This window comes from Enterobacter sp. K16B (genome assembly GCF_020216105.1).
GTDB lineage: Bacteria > Pseudomonadota > Gammaproteobacteria > Enterobacterales > Enterobacteriaceae > Enterobacter > Enterobacter sichuanensis.
The window spans coordinates 1-14347 of record NZ_JAIWJZ010000094.1 but is presented as its reverse complement, the minus strand read 5'-3'; the positions used below and the strand labels follow the sequence as shown (position 1 = coordinate 14347).

Sequence of the window (14347 nt, the reverse complement as noted above, 5' to 3'; positions counted from 1 at the left end):
GCCGGCGACATATCAGCTATTCATCCAGCGTTCAAAAGCCGCCTTCCATTCAGGGTGCCAGCGCGACAGAGCCGGGCGGTTGTCCAGCATATCCTGGGCGGCCCACATGATGCGCCGGGCATCCATTTCGCTGGTAACGGCGTTATCAGGGCAGATGATATAGAAATCCCCGCGCTCAAAGCGCGGGAGGAAATAATCGATAACCTGCGCGGCGGTCCACGCTTCATCGGGCTTGTTACCGCTGCGTTCATCCATGCCGGGATCGTTCATGTCGGTCCAGGTATAGCCCGGCACCAGAAGATGAGCGGTGAGCCGGGTACCGGTTTCCTTAAGAAGCTGATGAGACAGCTGTTCTGTCAGCACCTTTACGGCTGCCTTGGAGGCGTTATAGGCTGCAAACCCGGGCGGGGTCGTAATACCCTCCTTCGAGCCCAGGTTAACAATCGCACCCTTCTCATCCATTTTTAACATTTCAGGCAGAAAAATATGCTGTGTGGCAACCATGGACAGCAGGTTTACCTCCATCTGCTGTCGCCAGAGAGTGGGGGAATCACAGGCGCCAGCGGCTATTTTTACGCCGGCATTATTAAACAGCAGATTTACTTTTCCCCAGACACTGTAAACGGTGTCCCTGAGCTGTTTCTGATCTTCATCACGGGTGATGTCGCCAGTGATCAGAAGCGTTTCAGCCTCCAGTTCGCCGGCCAGCTGTTCGAGCGCCTGACTATTGCGGTCAAAAAGACACAGCTTCATGCCCTTTTGTGCCAGCTCCCTTGCCGCCGCGGCGCCAATACCTTTCGCCGCACCGGTTATTACGGCAACGTTACCTGCACTGATGACTTTATCGTTCATGATTACTCCCGTCAGTAATGCGTACCGATATGAACATAAGAAGAAGCGCTAACAGGGAAAAAGTCGCCCCTACCCATCCCGTAGAGATCCAGCTTCCACCCGAAGCAATAACGAAACCGCCTGCAGCTGCGCCAAGCGCATTGGAAATATTAAACGCGCTGTGGGTCAGGGAGGAGGCGAGAGTCTGTGCGTCACCGGCAATGTTCATCATATGTGCCTGAAGTGCCGGCACGAGGGAAAAACCGCACCCCAGCATAAACAGCACGATGAGAACCGGGATCTGCAGCGTTCCCGTAAGGGAAAACAGCCCCAGAAAGACGATATTCCAGACGATAATGCCAAATATCGATGGGATCAGCGCAATGTCTGCCAGCCTGCCCCCGATAATGTTGCCGGCAACCATGCCGGCTCCCCAGAGCACCAGGATCCACGGCACGGATGAGGCTGAAAAACCGGCAGCTTCCGTCAGCGCCGGGGTAATAAAGCTGTATACGGCGAACATGCCGGCAAAGCTGACTGAAGCGACGGCAAACGTCATCAGTATCCGGGGACTCTTCAGTGCGCCAAGCTCCTTCAGGGGGGAAGCGGACCTGTCTGCAGCGACGGATGGAACAAAAAGCAGAACCAGTATGGCCGTCAGCACCAGACCCGTGGTTACCATCCAGAATGACATTTTCCAGCCCAGCGCCTGGCCTGCCCATGTGACAAGCGGAACGCCGGCAACGTTCGCGACGGCAAGTCCCAGCATAACGTAACCGATGTACCGGGCTTTATGCTGCGGTGATACCATTGAGGCCGCCACAAGCGCGGATACGCCGTACCAGGCACCGTGAGGCATACCGGAAATGAAGCGTGCTGCCAGCATGGCGTTATATCCCGAAGCTACCGCGCTCAGGGCATAACCTGCAAGCGCAATAATTAACAGTATCAGCAGCAGAGTTTTACGGGCCAGCCGGGCTCCAAGCACCGCGATGGCCGGGGCTCCGACCACCACGCCCGCCGCATAAGCGCTGATGTAGCCTCCTGCGGCAGGGATGGAAACGCCGGTACCCTGGGCCAGGTCCGGCAGAAGGCTCATCGGCGCAAACTCGCCCGTGCCGATGCACAATCCGCCCGCGCCCAGTGCAAGCATGGCGGGAAAAAGACCCATAGGGGGACGAATACGTTCACGCTGTTCTGAAAGCGTTTGTTCGGACATAGAGTTTAACTCCCAATCGATTCACCTGCCGGATGCAAAAAAGAAGAACCGGTGCCCTAGGGCAACGGCTCTCAGCTATGTACAGCTTTATGGGTCACGACGTCTGTAATGAACGGCAACAGGCAGTGGTATATTGAAATGAAGTAAACTATAAACGCTTAATTTTGGTTATTGATGAATGTTATCGCCAGCAACGTTGACTATTATTCAATGATTCATTGGTCATTTTCATTGTGAAGAGTGATCAACGTTATTTCGGCAGGCTTTCCCAGCCGGAAAGGAAAGCCGTTCCATATGCCGGAACCGTTGCTGACGTAAAGGTTCAGAGAGCCTTGTTTATAGAGACCGGAAACAAAACCGTTATTGGCCAGTGCGATCAGTTTGTCCAGCCCGGCGATCATACCGCCATGAGTATGTCCGGAGAGCTGAAGGCTTACTCCTCTTTCTGCAGCCAGGCCAGCATTCTCAGGCCTGTGGTCAAGAAGGATTATGGTTTCACCCGGGCGGGAAGACTTCAGAGCCTGCGCCAGGTCAGGCCCCGGTAGTCCGTATAATGGCGCAACGGCATCCGTCACGCCAGCCAGATACAGCGAGTCGCCGTCACGCTTTACACGGTATCCTGCATTATTAAGAAAATGCAGGCCCAGTTTTTCAAAGGTCTGGATCCAGTTTTCAGCGTCGAAGTAATACTCATGATTGCCCGTTACGGCAAAAACGCCGTCCCGCGCCCGTAGCTGGCCAAGCGGTTCAATGTCGGAGAAACGTGCATCAGGCCAGCCATCAATCATATCTCCGGTAACCACAACCATATCCGCATCCAGCTCGAGGGTTAGATTAACAACATCCTGTATCCAGCTTCTTGGCAGCAGTCTGCTGGCGTGTAAGTCCGTCAGCTGAACTATCCGGTAACCTTCAAAACGGGGGGGTAATCCCCTGAGCGCGACGTCTGTCTTTTTTACTTCAGGAACCGCTGTCCCATTTTTCAGGGCCAGCGTTGTCAGCATTGCCGCCAGAACAGGCAGGATAAACCAGAAAGCCGAATGCCATTTCAGCCGGTGTCCTGATACCAGCCGGTGCACAATCCCATAGATGTCACGCAATACCAGAAGAGCAGCCATGAATACGGTCATGCCGAAAAGCCAGGTGGTAAGCAGCAACAGCGGTTTTGGTATCTCCGGAGAAAACATATTTCCGGTAAATAATTTTGTAATCAGATGAAACTCAGAGGCGACAAGCATTATGCTTGCGGTGACAATTTTTGCCGAAGGTGGGGCGGATAGCGGCCTGATAAACCGGAACAGCACGTAAAGCGCTGGAAGAAGGGTCCAGATATGAAACAAGCTCAATTCTCCTGGAGGAATGATAACTCTTGTATCTGCTGTGGAATCGGGTTGCAGAGATTTGTTGAATGAATCTAAACTTACCATCCTTCTGGCACGAATCTGTGCAATGCCCTTTAACATTGCATTGAATTTTAATCAACGGTTCAACTCTATGCCCACCAGACTTTCTACCCCGCTCACCCGAAGCGATCTTGCTGAACTCAATGCATTTCTTATTACCGAGAAAAGGCGCAGCTTTACCAAAGCTGCCATAGAGCTCGGGATAACTACTTCTGCGCTGAGCCATACTATACGCAAACTCGAGACGCGCCTGGGGGTCAGATTGCTGAATAGAACAAGTCGCACGGTCTCTCCGACCGAAGCGGGCGCGAGCCTGGCACTACGTCTTGAAGCAGGATTTAAAGAAATTGGCGGCGCGCTTGAGGAAATAAACCGAATGCGCGACCGGCCCGTAGGAAAACTCAGACTTAATGTACTGAGTGACGGTGCCCGCCTTATTATGGCGCGACATCTTCCACGTTTTATCAGCAAATACCCTGAAGTGGAAATTGAAATCAGCGTTGATGACAGGATGGTCGATATCGTACAGGAGGGGTTCGACGCCGGGATCCGCTTTGGCGGTACCGTACCTGAAGATCTCGTTGCCGTCCGACTGGGCGGAGAGCTTCGGTGGGTAGCGGTAGCTTCACCACGCTATCTTTATCAACATACGCTTCCCGCCGTACCTGAGGACCTGCGCTTCAATGACTGTATTCAGCTGCGCACCGGCCAGGGGGTAATCTACAAATGGGAGTTCCGTAAGGGCGAGGATTATCGCGTAGTTGATGTCAGAGGCCAGATATGTGTGAGTGAAACTGCACTGGCAATTGAGCTGGCGCTATCCGGCGCCGGAATCGCCTACTGTCTTGAAGACAGGGTCCGCGACCACATTCGTGACGGCAGCCTGAGGATCGTGCTCCCGGAATGGGCCCCAATTGAGGACCCTATGTATATTTACTATCCCGGCCACCGGCAAGTTCCACAGGGTCTGAAAGAGCTGATTGAGGTGCTAAAAGAGGGGATTGAAACTGATAAAGAAATTTAATTCAGCGTGCTGTTCTGACGATGCCAGCTTATGAAACATCCATAAGTTACTGCTCCCCGCCCTGTCAGGCGAGGCTTCCCACTTCTTGGACTGCAACCGTCTGTTTGGTGCTGAAGCGGACGTTAAAAGGCATCTGAATCACTCAGCAAGTGATCTTTAAAGTCAGACAGGAAAAGTATTGATACAGAAGGGATTGAATTGCGATGCTAGCAGTAATGGGTGGCAATGACTATGTTGTCGGAAAACTCTTGGCAAAAGCAACAGGTGAGGCCATTTGCAATGCCGCATCTCGTAACTCAGCATAACGTTTATCGAAAGCGGCTGTCTTCGTTCTCTCTACCTGATGGACCATTATTTCCTTTAACTCCCCCTCAGGTTCTACTTCACGCCATGCAGCCACCAGCAACGAGATGATTTCCTGAATTCCATCTGATGCAGAAAAATCATATCGGGGAAGACTACAGACACCATAATTGAATAGCATCATCATCCGACATGACGAGGTACTTTCAGCCTCCCACAGCCAGCGAAGAAGAGTAGGCTGTGACGGCTTACCCGCTTCAATACGTATCTTTGAATAATCGCCAATTCTGCAATAGAATTCCGCGTGAAAACGTAGCAACAAAGCTTTACCTTGTTGTACGTTGTCGCAGGAGTGGCTATTCCCATACTGTAGGGTAAACCCCAGCGCAACCAGTCGTGGGTAATGATCCGTCGCCTGCTGCAAAACTCTACGAATAAGCATGACATTGTTATCATCAGAGTTCGTCTTTAACGCTTCACTTTCAGCGCAATTGTTCATCAGTTTCTCTTTCAATAATGGAAATAAGGGGCGTGCGCAAAAGGGGAAGTTGTCGCTGAATAAGTCGTTTTCTGCTTTTGGCGCGGGTTACTGCGGTTAGGAACATTCCACGTTCGGGCATGCCATGAAATCGGCTGATGCCATAAAGGTTTTATCATGCAGAAAATGCGATACCTGCCCGTTCGGAGCAAGAACCAGCACTACCGGACTCTTGCAGTGGAAGCAGTACAGTTTCCAGAATGAGGGAAAGCGAAAATCTTCGGCATTGACCAGATTTCCCCATTCATCGACCGCGCATTTAGTCGATTGTTGTTCCATACAGATACCTCAAAATTTTGCCTGGGCAGGGGATGCAGGCAAATCACCGCACCACTGGCCTTCTGGTAAAACTCTGCTGATGTGTTGCTGGAGACCTTCACAGGCCTGTTGAAACTTGCAGGTATCGGCAGAACTTGCCCGTTGGCAGTAGAGCAGTGAGGCTTTACTTAACTGCTCAAGGGCTCTCAAGCGCCAGCCACGCCGCTCGGCATCACTGCAACATCCAGACAAGCTATCCTGGCAGACCCTTAGTCGGGTGATGTATAAACGGTATTCCGCCACTTTTACCGCGATCGTGTTCTCTGGCTGTTTCATTTTTGATTTTCCTTGTTTGACAGGTATTAGAAATACCCGGCAGGAGAGCTGCCGGTTGTAAATGGAGTAGTGGAATTGTTGATTCACTACAGGTCGGAACGTCAGAGTTCCAGCGGCAGGTCCAGTCATGTCCGCGAGGACATTATTTGTCGCCGTACTACCGGTGTTTGTACAGGATGCAGAGCCAGTTGCGTAGCCGTAGGATCAGGGGCCAGCCTTACGTGGACGCCCTGCCGCTGAGCGTGGAGGAACGTCATTACAGCCGTACGCACACAAACCGTCCTTTTGTTCTTCCTTAGCCAGATAGCTCAGGACATGGCGAATATTCAAAATGCTGGCTGGATCGTTATACCGAACAGGAACGTCTATATTTACCGGATATTGCGGCTGGTATTGACATCTATATGCCCCTCCTTCCCAACGAGTTATTTCATTCCACAGCTTGCTCGCTTTAATGGCAAAAGGATAAGGCCTCTGTGTTTTTTGTCTGTCCAGCCAGAATACGACATGCGCATGGTATCTATGTCGTTCAGTCCATTCGACAACCCAGAAATAGCCCACCACACCTTTCTCTTTTGTCATTTTCTCCATTAATACACGCAAGTCATGTTCAAGTGTTTGGTGATTTAAGTGTGAATACCTGGCACTTTTCTTTTTGTAGAAAAAATCCATCCGTAATGCCAAAAGGCATGAGTATCTGTTTATCATTTCATCGATGTGTGCATTGAGAACTGAAGCCAGGAACCAGTCTTCATTAAAATTTCTATCTGAATTTTTGAGCATGATTATTCCACTGCTGATGATGAGAGAGGTCAGTGCAAGCACTAAGGTAGTAAAATTTTATAGGCATTCTTGCTTTTGAAAGATATTAAGCTGACATATAAAACAATTATCACTTTTAAAAGGGTATGGTGGTTACTGCAATATAGTTTACGAGGATGTTTGAACGGGTCTCGAAAAGTAAATGGTGGTAATGTTAAAATGCTTAGTGATATCTGTTAATGTACGAAGGGATGATAGTGCCTGTAATTATATTAAAAAACCTATATTAAATTACGTAACCTTCCTGTGTTAAACACCAATATTAAAGATTCTAACCTCGGGATGCTTGTATTCTTTCCAGCACCCATTTTTCCACTTCGCTTTTTAGCCAGCGTGAACTGCGACCCAGTTTAATTGGTGCAGGGAACGCATTTTCTGAAATTAATCGGTAGAACCATTTATCGGTCATGTTTGTATAGCCAGTGATGAACGTCATATCAACGAGCTGATCATTCAGTAAAGATGTGGTTGTCTGGGTGCTGGATGATATCGGATGAGTTTTGTTTGTCATGGTAATGCTCCCGCAATTTAGTGTGAGTTCGGGAGAGGGCCTGTTGCCATCGATGGAGTAACGGGCATCCTTCTCATACCATCAGCTGAGGAGTAGAAAATTACATCAGCGGGTTCTCACCAGCTAGTCGTGCTGTCAGGACACAACGTGTCCAGCTCTGTAACGTCTGATAATAAGAACAGAACTGCCGTGAGCTACGTTCGCGGAGCATGTGACAATGTAGAACATAGTGAATGCCTGCCACAAATTTCTGTATGCTGTACAAGTTTTATGAATGATCATTTTTACCTGGCAAACCGCTGAAAATCCCTTTTTAAGAGGTTTTCGTCGATTTTACTCTTACAAAAAACTTACAATTTTCGAGCTATTTTCATTCAAAATAAAAACTTGTTTACTTCATAATCGATTCATTGTAAGTACAATTTATGGTGGATTTTACTACAGGAGGTAACGGTGAGTGATAGCGATAATGAGAATTATTATCTAAAAAGGATTGGTAAACTGGGCGCTGAAGAATTAGCAAGGCAAGAAGAATCTCCTTATGAGGGAGGGAACCGCTTTACCAGTCCTGAGAGCAAATTTAGTGTCGATTCTTTGCCAGAAGACGAGTCTGCGCAGGCAGCCGAGGATTGTGATATTGAAGACAGGACAGGAGAAACGGCCTCAGGCAATCCGATATCTGAAAGCAGCAAAAACGCCACTGGGGCTGATGAAGCTATTAAGCGTTTGATGCAAAATATACAGGCTGGGGAAAAACGCAATGTTAAAAGTAAAAGTCTTCATGGTGGAGATTCTTCATGTCTACAAGACGTCGATTTAAAGTGGTTGAAGGGGGCGGTTAATTCACGTGCTATTTTTTGGTTTTGGGCGTATATACGAAAAGCCTCTGCGCGGGAGCTTTGTTTACCTGAAAACACTACGGGGTTAATTCCGGAATGGGATCGAAAAGAGGAAAACTTATACTCTTTTTTCAGACTCCCTGGTAATCCAACTAGTTCAGCTGAAAGAAGCCGGGTGATTATTACCTTCATGAATGAACTTTCTTGTTCCCTCAGTCCAGAACAAAGTAAGAAAACATTCGATTATATTCGTGGTATCTGGCTTGTTTTTAATAGTCAGGTTCAAAGCCCCAAATGGTTAAAGAAAAATGATAACGAAGCCATTGAGTGGGCGTGGTCATATTTGTCAAAGAAAAAGGATATAAAAAGAAATGTTCTGTCATGGTTCAAACCAGCAGATCTTAATGAGCGATATATTGGTGTAATGGGCGCGATTGATTGCTGGGCCATCCCGAATAAATTGGATGTGGGAAATTATAGAAAATTTCTGGATGACAAAGATGCACTTCTAAAAAATATGAGGGATTCCTTTAAGCAACGAAAAAGAAGGTCTGGAAAAAATGATTTGACAATCTCTGCCAAAGCCAGCAAGGAATTATCTGAGTTAGCAGTGGCACTTGATAAAAAAGAGATTAAAGTTATTGAAAAACTTATTCATGATGAGTATCTAAGATATAAAAGCAAGCTTTTTGATTACAAAAATCCATCCTAAATAGGTAACGATAACTCCAAAAAATATAACGCCTACATTACTCATGTGAGTCGCCGGGAGAAAAATTTCCCGGCATAGTTTTTTCACAGGAGTAAATCATGCCTCAAATCCCCGATCCGCAGGATACCAGTGATGCGGTGCGTACCTGTCTCAATCTCTTACCCCGGCAAGCTACTGAACGTATTCTGTCCCGCCTCAAGGAGGCGATTAACTATGAACCCGTTATAGGCATCATGGGCAAAAGTGGTGCGGGCAAGAGTTCATTATGCAACGCGCTTTTTCAGCAACCCGTCTGTCTGACCAGTAATTTGCTAGGCTGCACCCGGGAACCCCAGCGTCTGTTACTCACCGTTGGTGAGCGCAGCATGACACTGGTGGATTTGCCTGGGGTGGGCGAGACACCGGAATACGACGAGGAATATCTGGCGCTCTATAAGGCGTTGCTGGTAGAGCTGGATTTGATTATCTGGGTACTGCGTGCCGATGACCGTGCCAGGGCAACGGATATCACGGTATACAGGGCACTGATGGAAGCCGGTGCCGACCCTTCACGTTTCCTGTTTGTACTGACTCAGGCCGACCGCATTCCACCCCTCAGGGATGGTGAGCCCTGGCAGGCATCACCTTCTTCTGAGCAATGCCTTTCACTGGCTGCAGTCAGTGCGCAGGTTGCCGGTCAGTTGCCGTCCTCTTTCCCGGTCATGGCTGTCTCTGCACATACCGGCTATAACCTGCCCGCCCTGGTGGAGTTGATTGTGCATGCCTTGCCCGTACAGGCCAGCAGTGCCGTGTATTGCCAGCTGAAACCAGAGCATCAGACCCCGGACACTGACGCCGCTGTACGGCAGCAGTTCGGTGAGGCTGCGGGTAAGGCTTTTGACACGGTGATTAATCCTGACCACCTGCCTTCTGTCTGGACTGCTCTGTTAAGGAGTATCCGACAGAAGTTAGTGCAACTTACCACGGCATTATGGGACCGAATATTTGGCTGAAATCCGCCGCTTTACCCTCTCAATTACCACATTCAAAAAACAGTATATTGATCTGTAAAAACGATCGATAATCAAATATCGATCGTTTTTATCTATTAAAATGTCGATGTATTAGCCCCCTATTGATCGCTTTTACCTATCAAAGCAAAGGGATATTTCTTTCTCAAAAGTGTTCATGAGCACGACGGACAGGGACGTTGACTTGATGGTCCGGATACAAAGGTGCATCAGGTTCTGTGTACCGCGTCCTCCGTTGCCGCTTCTGATTCATTAATAAGGTGACATATGAAAATTCAGACCGTGATTGCACTTGTTTTGTCAGCCATTTCGGTTTCTGCTCAGGCGGGTAACTGGGCTGTGAAAAACGGCTGGTGCCAGACGCTGACCGATAATGGTCAGGTACTGGTGATGCTGAAAAACAACACCATTGGCATCTTTGGTCAGTTGCAGGGCTGCCCCAATGGCCCGCAGGAGCTGATGGGGAGTCGCATCAGTGTAAACGGCAATCTGGTACCCACATCTCAGTTGTGCAACCAGCAAACAGGATTTAAGGCTGTTGAGGTTGAAGGTGGGCAGGCACCTACAGCCGCCAGAAAGGCAATTGCTTCGATTGCAGGTCAGGAAACATCGACCCTTCAGGTCTTTGGTGCGCAACTGACATTCACCCGCGGGGACATGATGACGGTCTGCCCGAAATACGTATCTGGCCTTGCTGCCAGTGCCGGTAGTCGAGCGCCGGAGATTAACAAAGGCTCAGTCATGAAAGCGGCCAAAGAAGCGTACACGAAAGAGTATGACCGTGACACGGCTGAGGCCGCTGATTTTGGCAGCTACAAAGTGGAGGGAAATACTGTGGTTTATGAGGTCTACAATGCCGGGTATCGTACCTACGATAAGGTGGTGGTGACCGTTGGTGCTGATGGTAAGGCCACCGGTGCTAGGGTTGAATACATGGGGCAATAACGTCTTATCCGCCACGCCATTTTTAATGTTAAAGGCCATGTTCCTTCGGGAGCATGGCCTTTTCTTTTTATACCGATAAACACACAAAGGAGTGAATTATGCGACTAGCATCCCGCTTTGGTGCGGTGAACCTTGTTCGCCGTGACCGTCCCTTAACCCGTGATGAACTTGCTCACTATGTTCCCAGCGTGTTCAGTGAGGAAAAGCATGAATCGCGCAGCGAGCGCTATACCTGCATCCCGACCATCACTCTGTTGGATAACCTGCAGCGCGAAGGTTTTCAGCCGTTCTTTGCCTGCCAGACCCGTGTGCGTAACCCCGACAAGCGGGAACACACCAAACATATGCTACGTCTGCGCCGCGAAGGGCAGATTACCGGTAAACAGGTGCCGGAAATTATCCTGCTTAACAGCCATGACGGTTCTAGTTCCTACCAGATGCTGCCGGGACTGTTCCGAGCGGTCTGTCAGAACGGACTGATTTGCGGCGAGAGCTTTGGAGAGGTGCGAGTGCCCCATAAGGGCAACGTGGTGGAAAAGGTTATCGAAGGGGCTTACGAGGTGCTTGGGGTGTTTGACAGGGTGGAGGAAAAACGCGACGCCATGCAGTCACTAATGCTTCCGCCACCAGCACAACAGGCATTGGCAAAAGCTGCACTGACATATCGCTTTGGCGAGGAGCATCAGCCCGTGACGGAATCACAGCTATTGGCCCCTCGTCGCTGGCAGGATGAGTCCGGAGATCTCTGGACAACTTATCAGCGTATTCAGGAGAACCTAATAAAAGGTGGTTTGAACGGTCACAATGCAAAAGGAGGACGCTCACATACACGTGCAATTAAAGGTATTGATGGTGATGTGAAGCTGAATCGAGCTCTGTGGGTGATGGCAGAAAATATGCTGTATCTCGCCTCATGAACGATATCTCCGTGTTTGTTTATAGCCCTGTAGCTGGTTGTTACGGGGCTATTTCTTTTAAGGAGCCGCCATGTCCGAACTGATGTTACCTTCGGTCTTCCCGATGAATGAACAACGTACCATCCGTCGTGCCCTGCGATTACTGGAGAAATATCAGCGGCAGCCCAGTGAGTCGTTCCTTGCCGCTAGTTTCGCGAAAAACTGGTTACAGCTCTATTTGGCAAAGCAGGAGCGCGAAGTCTTTGTTGTTATCTATCTCGATAATCAACATCGTCTGCTGGAGCATGAAACACTCTTCCTCGGTACGATTAACCATACCGAAATTCATCCTCGCGAAATTGTGAAATCTGCACTGCGTCATAATGCAGCTGCGGTAATCATCTCCCATAACCACCCATCTGGCATTACCGATGCCAGTAAAGCTGATAGAGCCATTACGTCCAGGATTATAGAGGCTCTGGGGCTGGTCGATGTCCGGCTACTGGATCATTTCATCATTGGTGATGGTGAAGCGTTGTCGTTTGCTGAGCATGGATGGCTATAAGAAGAGGAAGGGCTAATGAAAATCATCAGTAAGCGTCAGGCGATGGCAATTTATCGTCTGCATCCTGAATCCCGATTGTTTCAATTCTGTACCGGGAAATATTGCTGGTCCGGGAGCGTCTGCCATTACTACGGTCGTGAAGTTCCGGATATCAAGGGTGTTCTGGCTGTCTTTGCCGAGCGACGCAAGGACCGGAACGGACCGTATGTCTCTCTGCGCAGCGTCACTCTCAATTAACCTTATTAAAGGAGCTTCAGATGTCGAGTAAGACACTCACTGTGAATGATGATACAGCTGAGCCCTGGTGGGGGCTGAATCGTAATGTCATTCCTTGTTTTGGTGCACGTCTGGTCCAGGAAGGTAACCGCCTACATTACCTGTCTGACCGCGCCAGCATAACAGGTCAGTTCAATAAAGCGGATTTGCTCCATCTTGACCAGGCATTTCCTGTTCTGCTGAAGCAGGCGGAGCTCATGCTTACCAGCGGCGAACTGAATCCCCGACACCAGCATAGCGTCACCCTCTATGCAAAGGGGTTGACCTGTGAAGCTGATACGCTGGGTTCCTGTGGTCACGTCTATATCTCCATTTATCCTACTCAACGCTAATTAACTTTAGAGCTCACTTTTACGAGAACAACTCATGAATACTTTACCTGCAATAAACCAGCGGGCTGTTCAGACATGCTTATCACCCGTGGTTGTCTGGCAAATGCTGCTTGCTCGACTACTTGAGCAGCACTATGGCCTGACCTTAAATGACACGCCGTTCAGCGATGAGGCTGTTATTAAAAGACATATCGAAGCTGGTATCACGCTTGTCGATGCCGTTAATTTTCTGGTGGAGAAGTACGAATTGATCCGTATCGATCGCAGAGGATTTAGCTCACAGGGACAAGTGCCATATTTGACCGTGACAGATATCCTTCATGCCAGGAAAGCATGCGGATTAATGAACAGTTGTTCTTATCGGGAAGTAAGTAATATTGTTCTTAGCCGATCGCGTCAGTGAGGGGGGCTTAAAGAGCTGAGAAGGTTTGCACGGTCTGTGAAGAAATTGGTGAGATTAACGACTCGATGAAAGGCTCATCGAGTCGTATGAAAACCAAGGCGGGGGCACAAAAGGGGGCATTTATAAAGATGAAACAAGAAAATATGTATGTTTATCAATGGTTGTATGTGGTGTGTTATGTTCCTATTATCGCACCATTCTAACGTCTCCCCAAGTCAACTAAAGATCGCTGAAACCTCTTATAATCTGCGCTTTACAGCCCATTTAGTATTTCTACGTCTACTAAAGTTCCCTGAAATCTACGGTCGCTGGAGGGACTTATGAGGATATTTGCTGTTCGCTATAAAGATGGTTCCCTCAAGTGAAACTAGACGCCCAGCAGGTGGATGCCGCCAAACCTAAAGAGAAGCCTACGATCTGGCTAATGGTGGAGGTCTGTATCTCCTGAATAAACCTAATGGTTGAGAATACTAACGACTCAAATATCGTGTAAGCGAACAGGCCGCAAACATTCGCAAGGCTGGATCACCGCAGCCAGGAAAAAATGCTGCTGTCGATGCACAGTGGAAAGCATCAGGAGCTGGCGGACGCCTTACTAAGGGCGCATGCTGTGTGTTCGGGACTCTATACGGAACAGCTAAAACGTCTCGGCTTCTCCCGTATCGCATCAGAGAACGGGCAGGTGATTAGCGCGGTTGCCGATCTGGTCGACGCGGTAAGGAAAGACGTCGCACAAATTACAGCTGTCCGTACCTGGTATAACAATCTCGTTTACGGGAAGAACGACGATCCATCAGAAGTTCTGCCCCGTATGACCGGACTTGATCAGTTAAGCGAACATGTCAGCGCGATGCTCAAAGGCAGCCAGCGGCAGACACATTCAGAAGAGAAGCAGGCCGCCTGAGGGCGGCTTTTTTCTGCCCGGAGGGAAACATCACGATGCTATTAAGTAAATCAGCCTACGCCAGGCATATGGGCGTCAGCCGGCAAACTGTTTATGGCAGGATAGCCCGCGGTGAAATTGTTATTTCAGGCGATAAAGTGGATGTTGACGCATCGCAGGCTAAACAAAATTCTGCTGGTGCTGGTGCTGGTGCTGGTGCTGGTGCTGGTGCTGGTGCTGG

Annotated in this window: 18 protein-coding genes; 10 read left to right on the top strand and 8 right to left on the bottom strand. The window is 49.1% G+C overall.

Features of this window, described 5'->3' with window-relative positions:
- Positions 1-12: 12 nt before the first annotated feature.
- The 3 genes from LDK53_RS17050 to LDK53_RS17040 all read right to left on the bottom strand — a co-directional run bounded on the left by LDK53_RS17050 (position 13) and on the right by LDK53_RS17040 (position 3390).
- Entirely contained in the window at positions 13-852 is an 840-nt protein-coding gene (locus LDK53_RS17050) for an SDR family NAD(P)-dependent oxidoreductase (RefSeq protein WP_050870292.1), read from the bottom strand.
- The gene (locus LDK53_RS17045; protein WP_050870294.1) at positions 842-2050 is read right to left on the bottom strand and encodes an MFS transporter; all 1209 of its coding nucleotides are present in this window, start codon (positions 2048-2050) and stop codon (positions 842-844) included. Before LDK53_RS17045 ends, LDK53_RS17050 begins: the two co-directional genes overlap by 11 nt.
- Positions 2051-2265: 215 nt before the next feature.
- A complete protein-coding gene (locus LDK53_RS17040) occupies positions 2266-3390 on the bottom strand; it encodes a metallophosphoesterase (protein WP_050870296.1) in 1125 nt (374 codons plus the stop codon).
- Between the two features lie 19 nt (positions 3391-3409).
- Between LDK53_RS17040 and LDK53_RS17035 the strand changes: the two genes are divergently transcribed.
- Complete coding sequence (locus LDK53_RS17035) at positions 3410-4477, top strand: LysR family transcriptional regulator (RefSeq protein WP_225287650.1); 1068 nt, start codon at positions 3410-3412, stop codon at positions 4475-4477.
- Positions 4478-4706: 229 nt separating this feature from the next.
- On the opposite strand, the gene LDK53_RS17030 is transcribed toward LDK53_RS17035, so the two are convergent.
- The 5 genes from LDK53_RS17030 to LDK53_RS17010 all read right to left on the bottom strand — a co-directional run bounded on the left by LDK53_RS17030 (position 4707) and on the right by LDK53_RS17010 (position 7245).
- A complete protein-coding gene (locus LDK53_RS17030; protein WP_050870298.1) occupies positions 4707-5279 on the bottom strand; it encodes an inovirus-type Gp2 protein in 573 nt (190 codons plus the stop codon).
- A gap of 96 nt (positions 5280-5375) precedes the next feature.
- The gene (locus tag LDK53_RS17025; protein WP_050870299.1) at positions 5376-5597 is read right to left on the bottom strand and encodes a hypothetical protein; all 222 of its coding nucleotides are present in this window, start codon (positions 5595-5597) and stop codon (positions 5376-5378) included.
- A gap of 9 nt (positions 5598-5606) precedes the next feature.
- Positions 5607-5912 (bottom strand): hypothetical protein, encoded by a 306-nt coding sequence (locus LDK53_RS17020; protein ID WP_050870300.1) that lies wholly within the window; start codon positions 5910-5912, stop codon positions 5607-5609.
- Positions 5913-6116: 204 nt separating this feature from the next.
- Complete coding sequence (locus LDK53_RS17015) at positions 6117-6695, bottom strand: inovirus-type Gp2 protein (RefSeq protein ID WP_050870302.1); 579 nt, start codon at positions 6693-6695, stop codon at positions 6117-6119.
- Positions 6696-7005: 310 nt separating this feature from the next.
- Complete coding sequence (locus tag LDK53_RS17010; protein ID WP_050870304.1) at positions 7006-7245, bottom strand: helix-turn-helix transcriptional regulator; 240 nt, start codon at positions 7243-7245, stop codon at positions 7006-7008.
- A gap of 453 nt (positions 7246-7698) precedes the next feature.
- Here LDK53_RS17010 and LDK53_RS17005 point away from each other — a divergent pair, with 453 nt between their 5' ends.
- The 9 genes from LDK53_RS17005 (at position 7699) to LDK53_RS16965 (ending at position 14127) form a co-directional block, all read left to right on the top strand.
- A complete protein-coding gene (locus LDK53_RS17005; RefSeq protein WP_114268979.1) occupies positions 7699-8796 on the top strand; it encodes a hypothetical protein in 1098 nt (365 codons plus the stop codon).
- Positions 8797-8894: 98 nt separating this feature from the next.
- Positions 8895-9788 (top strand): GTPase family protein, encoded by an 894-nt coding sequence (locus LDK53_RS17000; RefSeq protein ID WP_050870308.1) that lies wholly within the window; start codon positions 8895-8897, stop codon positions 9786-9788.
- Positions 9789-10073: 285 nt separating this feature from the next.
- A complete protein-coding gene (locus LDK53_RS16995) occupies positions 10074-10751 on the top strand; it encodes a hypothetical protein (protein WP_050870310.1) in 678 nt (225 codons plus the stop codon).
- A gap of 95 nt (positions 10752-10846) precedes the next feature.
- Positions 10847-11668 carry a DUF932 domain-containing protein gene (locus LDK53_RS16990; protein ID WP_181851901.1) on the top strand — a complete coding sequence of 274 codons (822 nt, stop codon included), beginning with the start codon at positions 10847-10849 and terminating at the stop codon, positions 11666-11668.
- Between the two features lie 70 nt (positions 11669-11738).
- Positions 11739-12212, top strand: coding sequence for a RadC family protein (gene radC / locus LDK53_RS16985; protein ID WP_004129349.1), 474 nt, complete (start codon positions 11739-11741; stop codon positions 12210-12212).
- Between the two features lie 15 nt (positions 12213-12227).
- A complete protein-coding gene (locus LDK53_RS16980) occupies positions 12228-12449 on the top strand; it encodes a DUF987 domain-containing protein (protein ID WP_004129348.1) in 222 nt (73 codons plus the stop codon).
- A gap of 20 nt (positions 12450-12469) precedes the next feature.
- Positions 12470-12820, top strand: coding sequence for a type IV toxin-antitoxin system YeeU family antitoxin (locus LDK53_RS16975; protein ID WP_004129347.1), 351 nt, complete (start codon positions 12470-12472; stop codon positions 12818-12820).
- A gap of 34 nt (positions 12821-12854) precedes the next feature.
- A complete protein-coding gene (locus tag LDK53_RS16970; RefSeq protein WP_075287526.1) occupies positions 12855-13223 on the top strand; it encodes a TA system toxin CbtA family protein in 369 nt (122 codons plus the stop codon).
- Between the two features lie 544 nt (positions 13224-13767).
- On the top strand, positions 13768-14127 hold the full coding sequence (locus LDK53_RS16965; RefSeq protein ID WP_225287649.1) for a hypothetical protein: 360 nt from the start codon (positions 13768-13770) through the stop codon (positions 14125-14127).
- The last annotated feature ends 220 nt before the right edge of the window (positions 14128-14347 follow it).

Coding starts and splice junctions, on each gene's coding strand:
- LDK53_RS17020 (WP_050870300.1), bottom strand. CDS start 5,912: ATGAAACAGCCAGAGAACACGATCGCGGTAAAAGTGGCGGAATACCGT.
- radC (WP_004129349.1), top strand. CDS start 11,739: ATGTCCGAACTGATGTTACCTTCGGTCTTCCCGATGAATGAACAACGT.
- LDK53_RS17025 (WP_050870299.1), bottom strand. CDS start 5,597: ATGGAACAACAATCGACTAAATGCGCGGTCGATGAATGGGGAAATCTG.
- LDK53_RS16965 (WP_225287649.1), top strand. CDS start 13,768: ATGCTGCTGTCGATGCACAGTGGAAAGCATCAGGAGCTGGCGGACGCC.
- LDK53_RS17050 (WP_050870292.1), bottom strand. CDS start 852: ATGAACGATAAAGTCATCAGTGCAGGTAACGTTGCCGTAATAACCGGT.
- LDK53_RS16975 (WP_004129347.1), top strand. CDS start 12,470: ATGTCGAGTAAGACACTCACTGTGAATGATGATACAGCTGAGCCCTGG.
- LDK53_RS17015 (WP_050870302.1), bottom strand. CDS start 6,695: ATGCTCAAAAATTCAGATAGAAATTTTAATGAAGACTGGTTCCTGGCT.
- LDK53_RS16970 (WP_075287526.1), top strand. CDS start 12,855: ATGAATACTTTACCTGCAATAAACCAGCGGGCTGTTCAGACATGCTTA.
- LDK53_RS16980 (WP_004129348.1), top strand. CDS start 12,228: ATGAAAATCATCAGTAAGCGTCAGGCGATGGCAATTTATCGTCTGCAT.
- LDK53_RS17000 (WP_050870308.1), top strand. CDS start 8,895: ATGCCTCAAATCCCCGATCCGCAGGATACCAGTGATGCGGTGCGTACC.
- LDK53_RS16995 (WP_050870310.1), top strand. CDS start 10,074: ATGAAAATTCAGACCGTGATTGCACTTGTTTTGTCAGCCATTTCGGTT.
- LDK53_RS17010 (WP_050870304.1), bottom strand. CDS start 7,245: ATGACAAACAAAACTCATCCGATATCATCCAGCACCCAGACAACCACA.
- LDK53_RS17030 (WP_050870298.1), bottom strand. CDS start 5,279: ATGAACAATTGCGCTGAAAGTGAAGCGTTAAAGACGAACTCTGATGAT.
- LDK53_RS17045 (WP_050870294.1), bottom strand. CDS start 2,050: ATGTCCGAACAAACGCTTTCAGAACAGCGTGAACGTATTCGTCCCCCT.
- LDK53_RS17035 (WP_225287650.1), top strand. CDS start 3,410: ATGATAACTCTTGTATCTGCTGTGGAATCGGGTTGCAGAGATTTGTTG.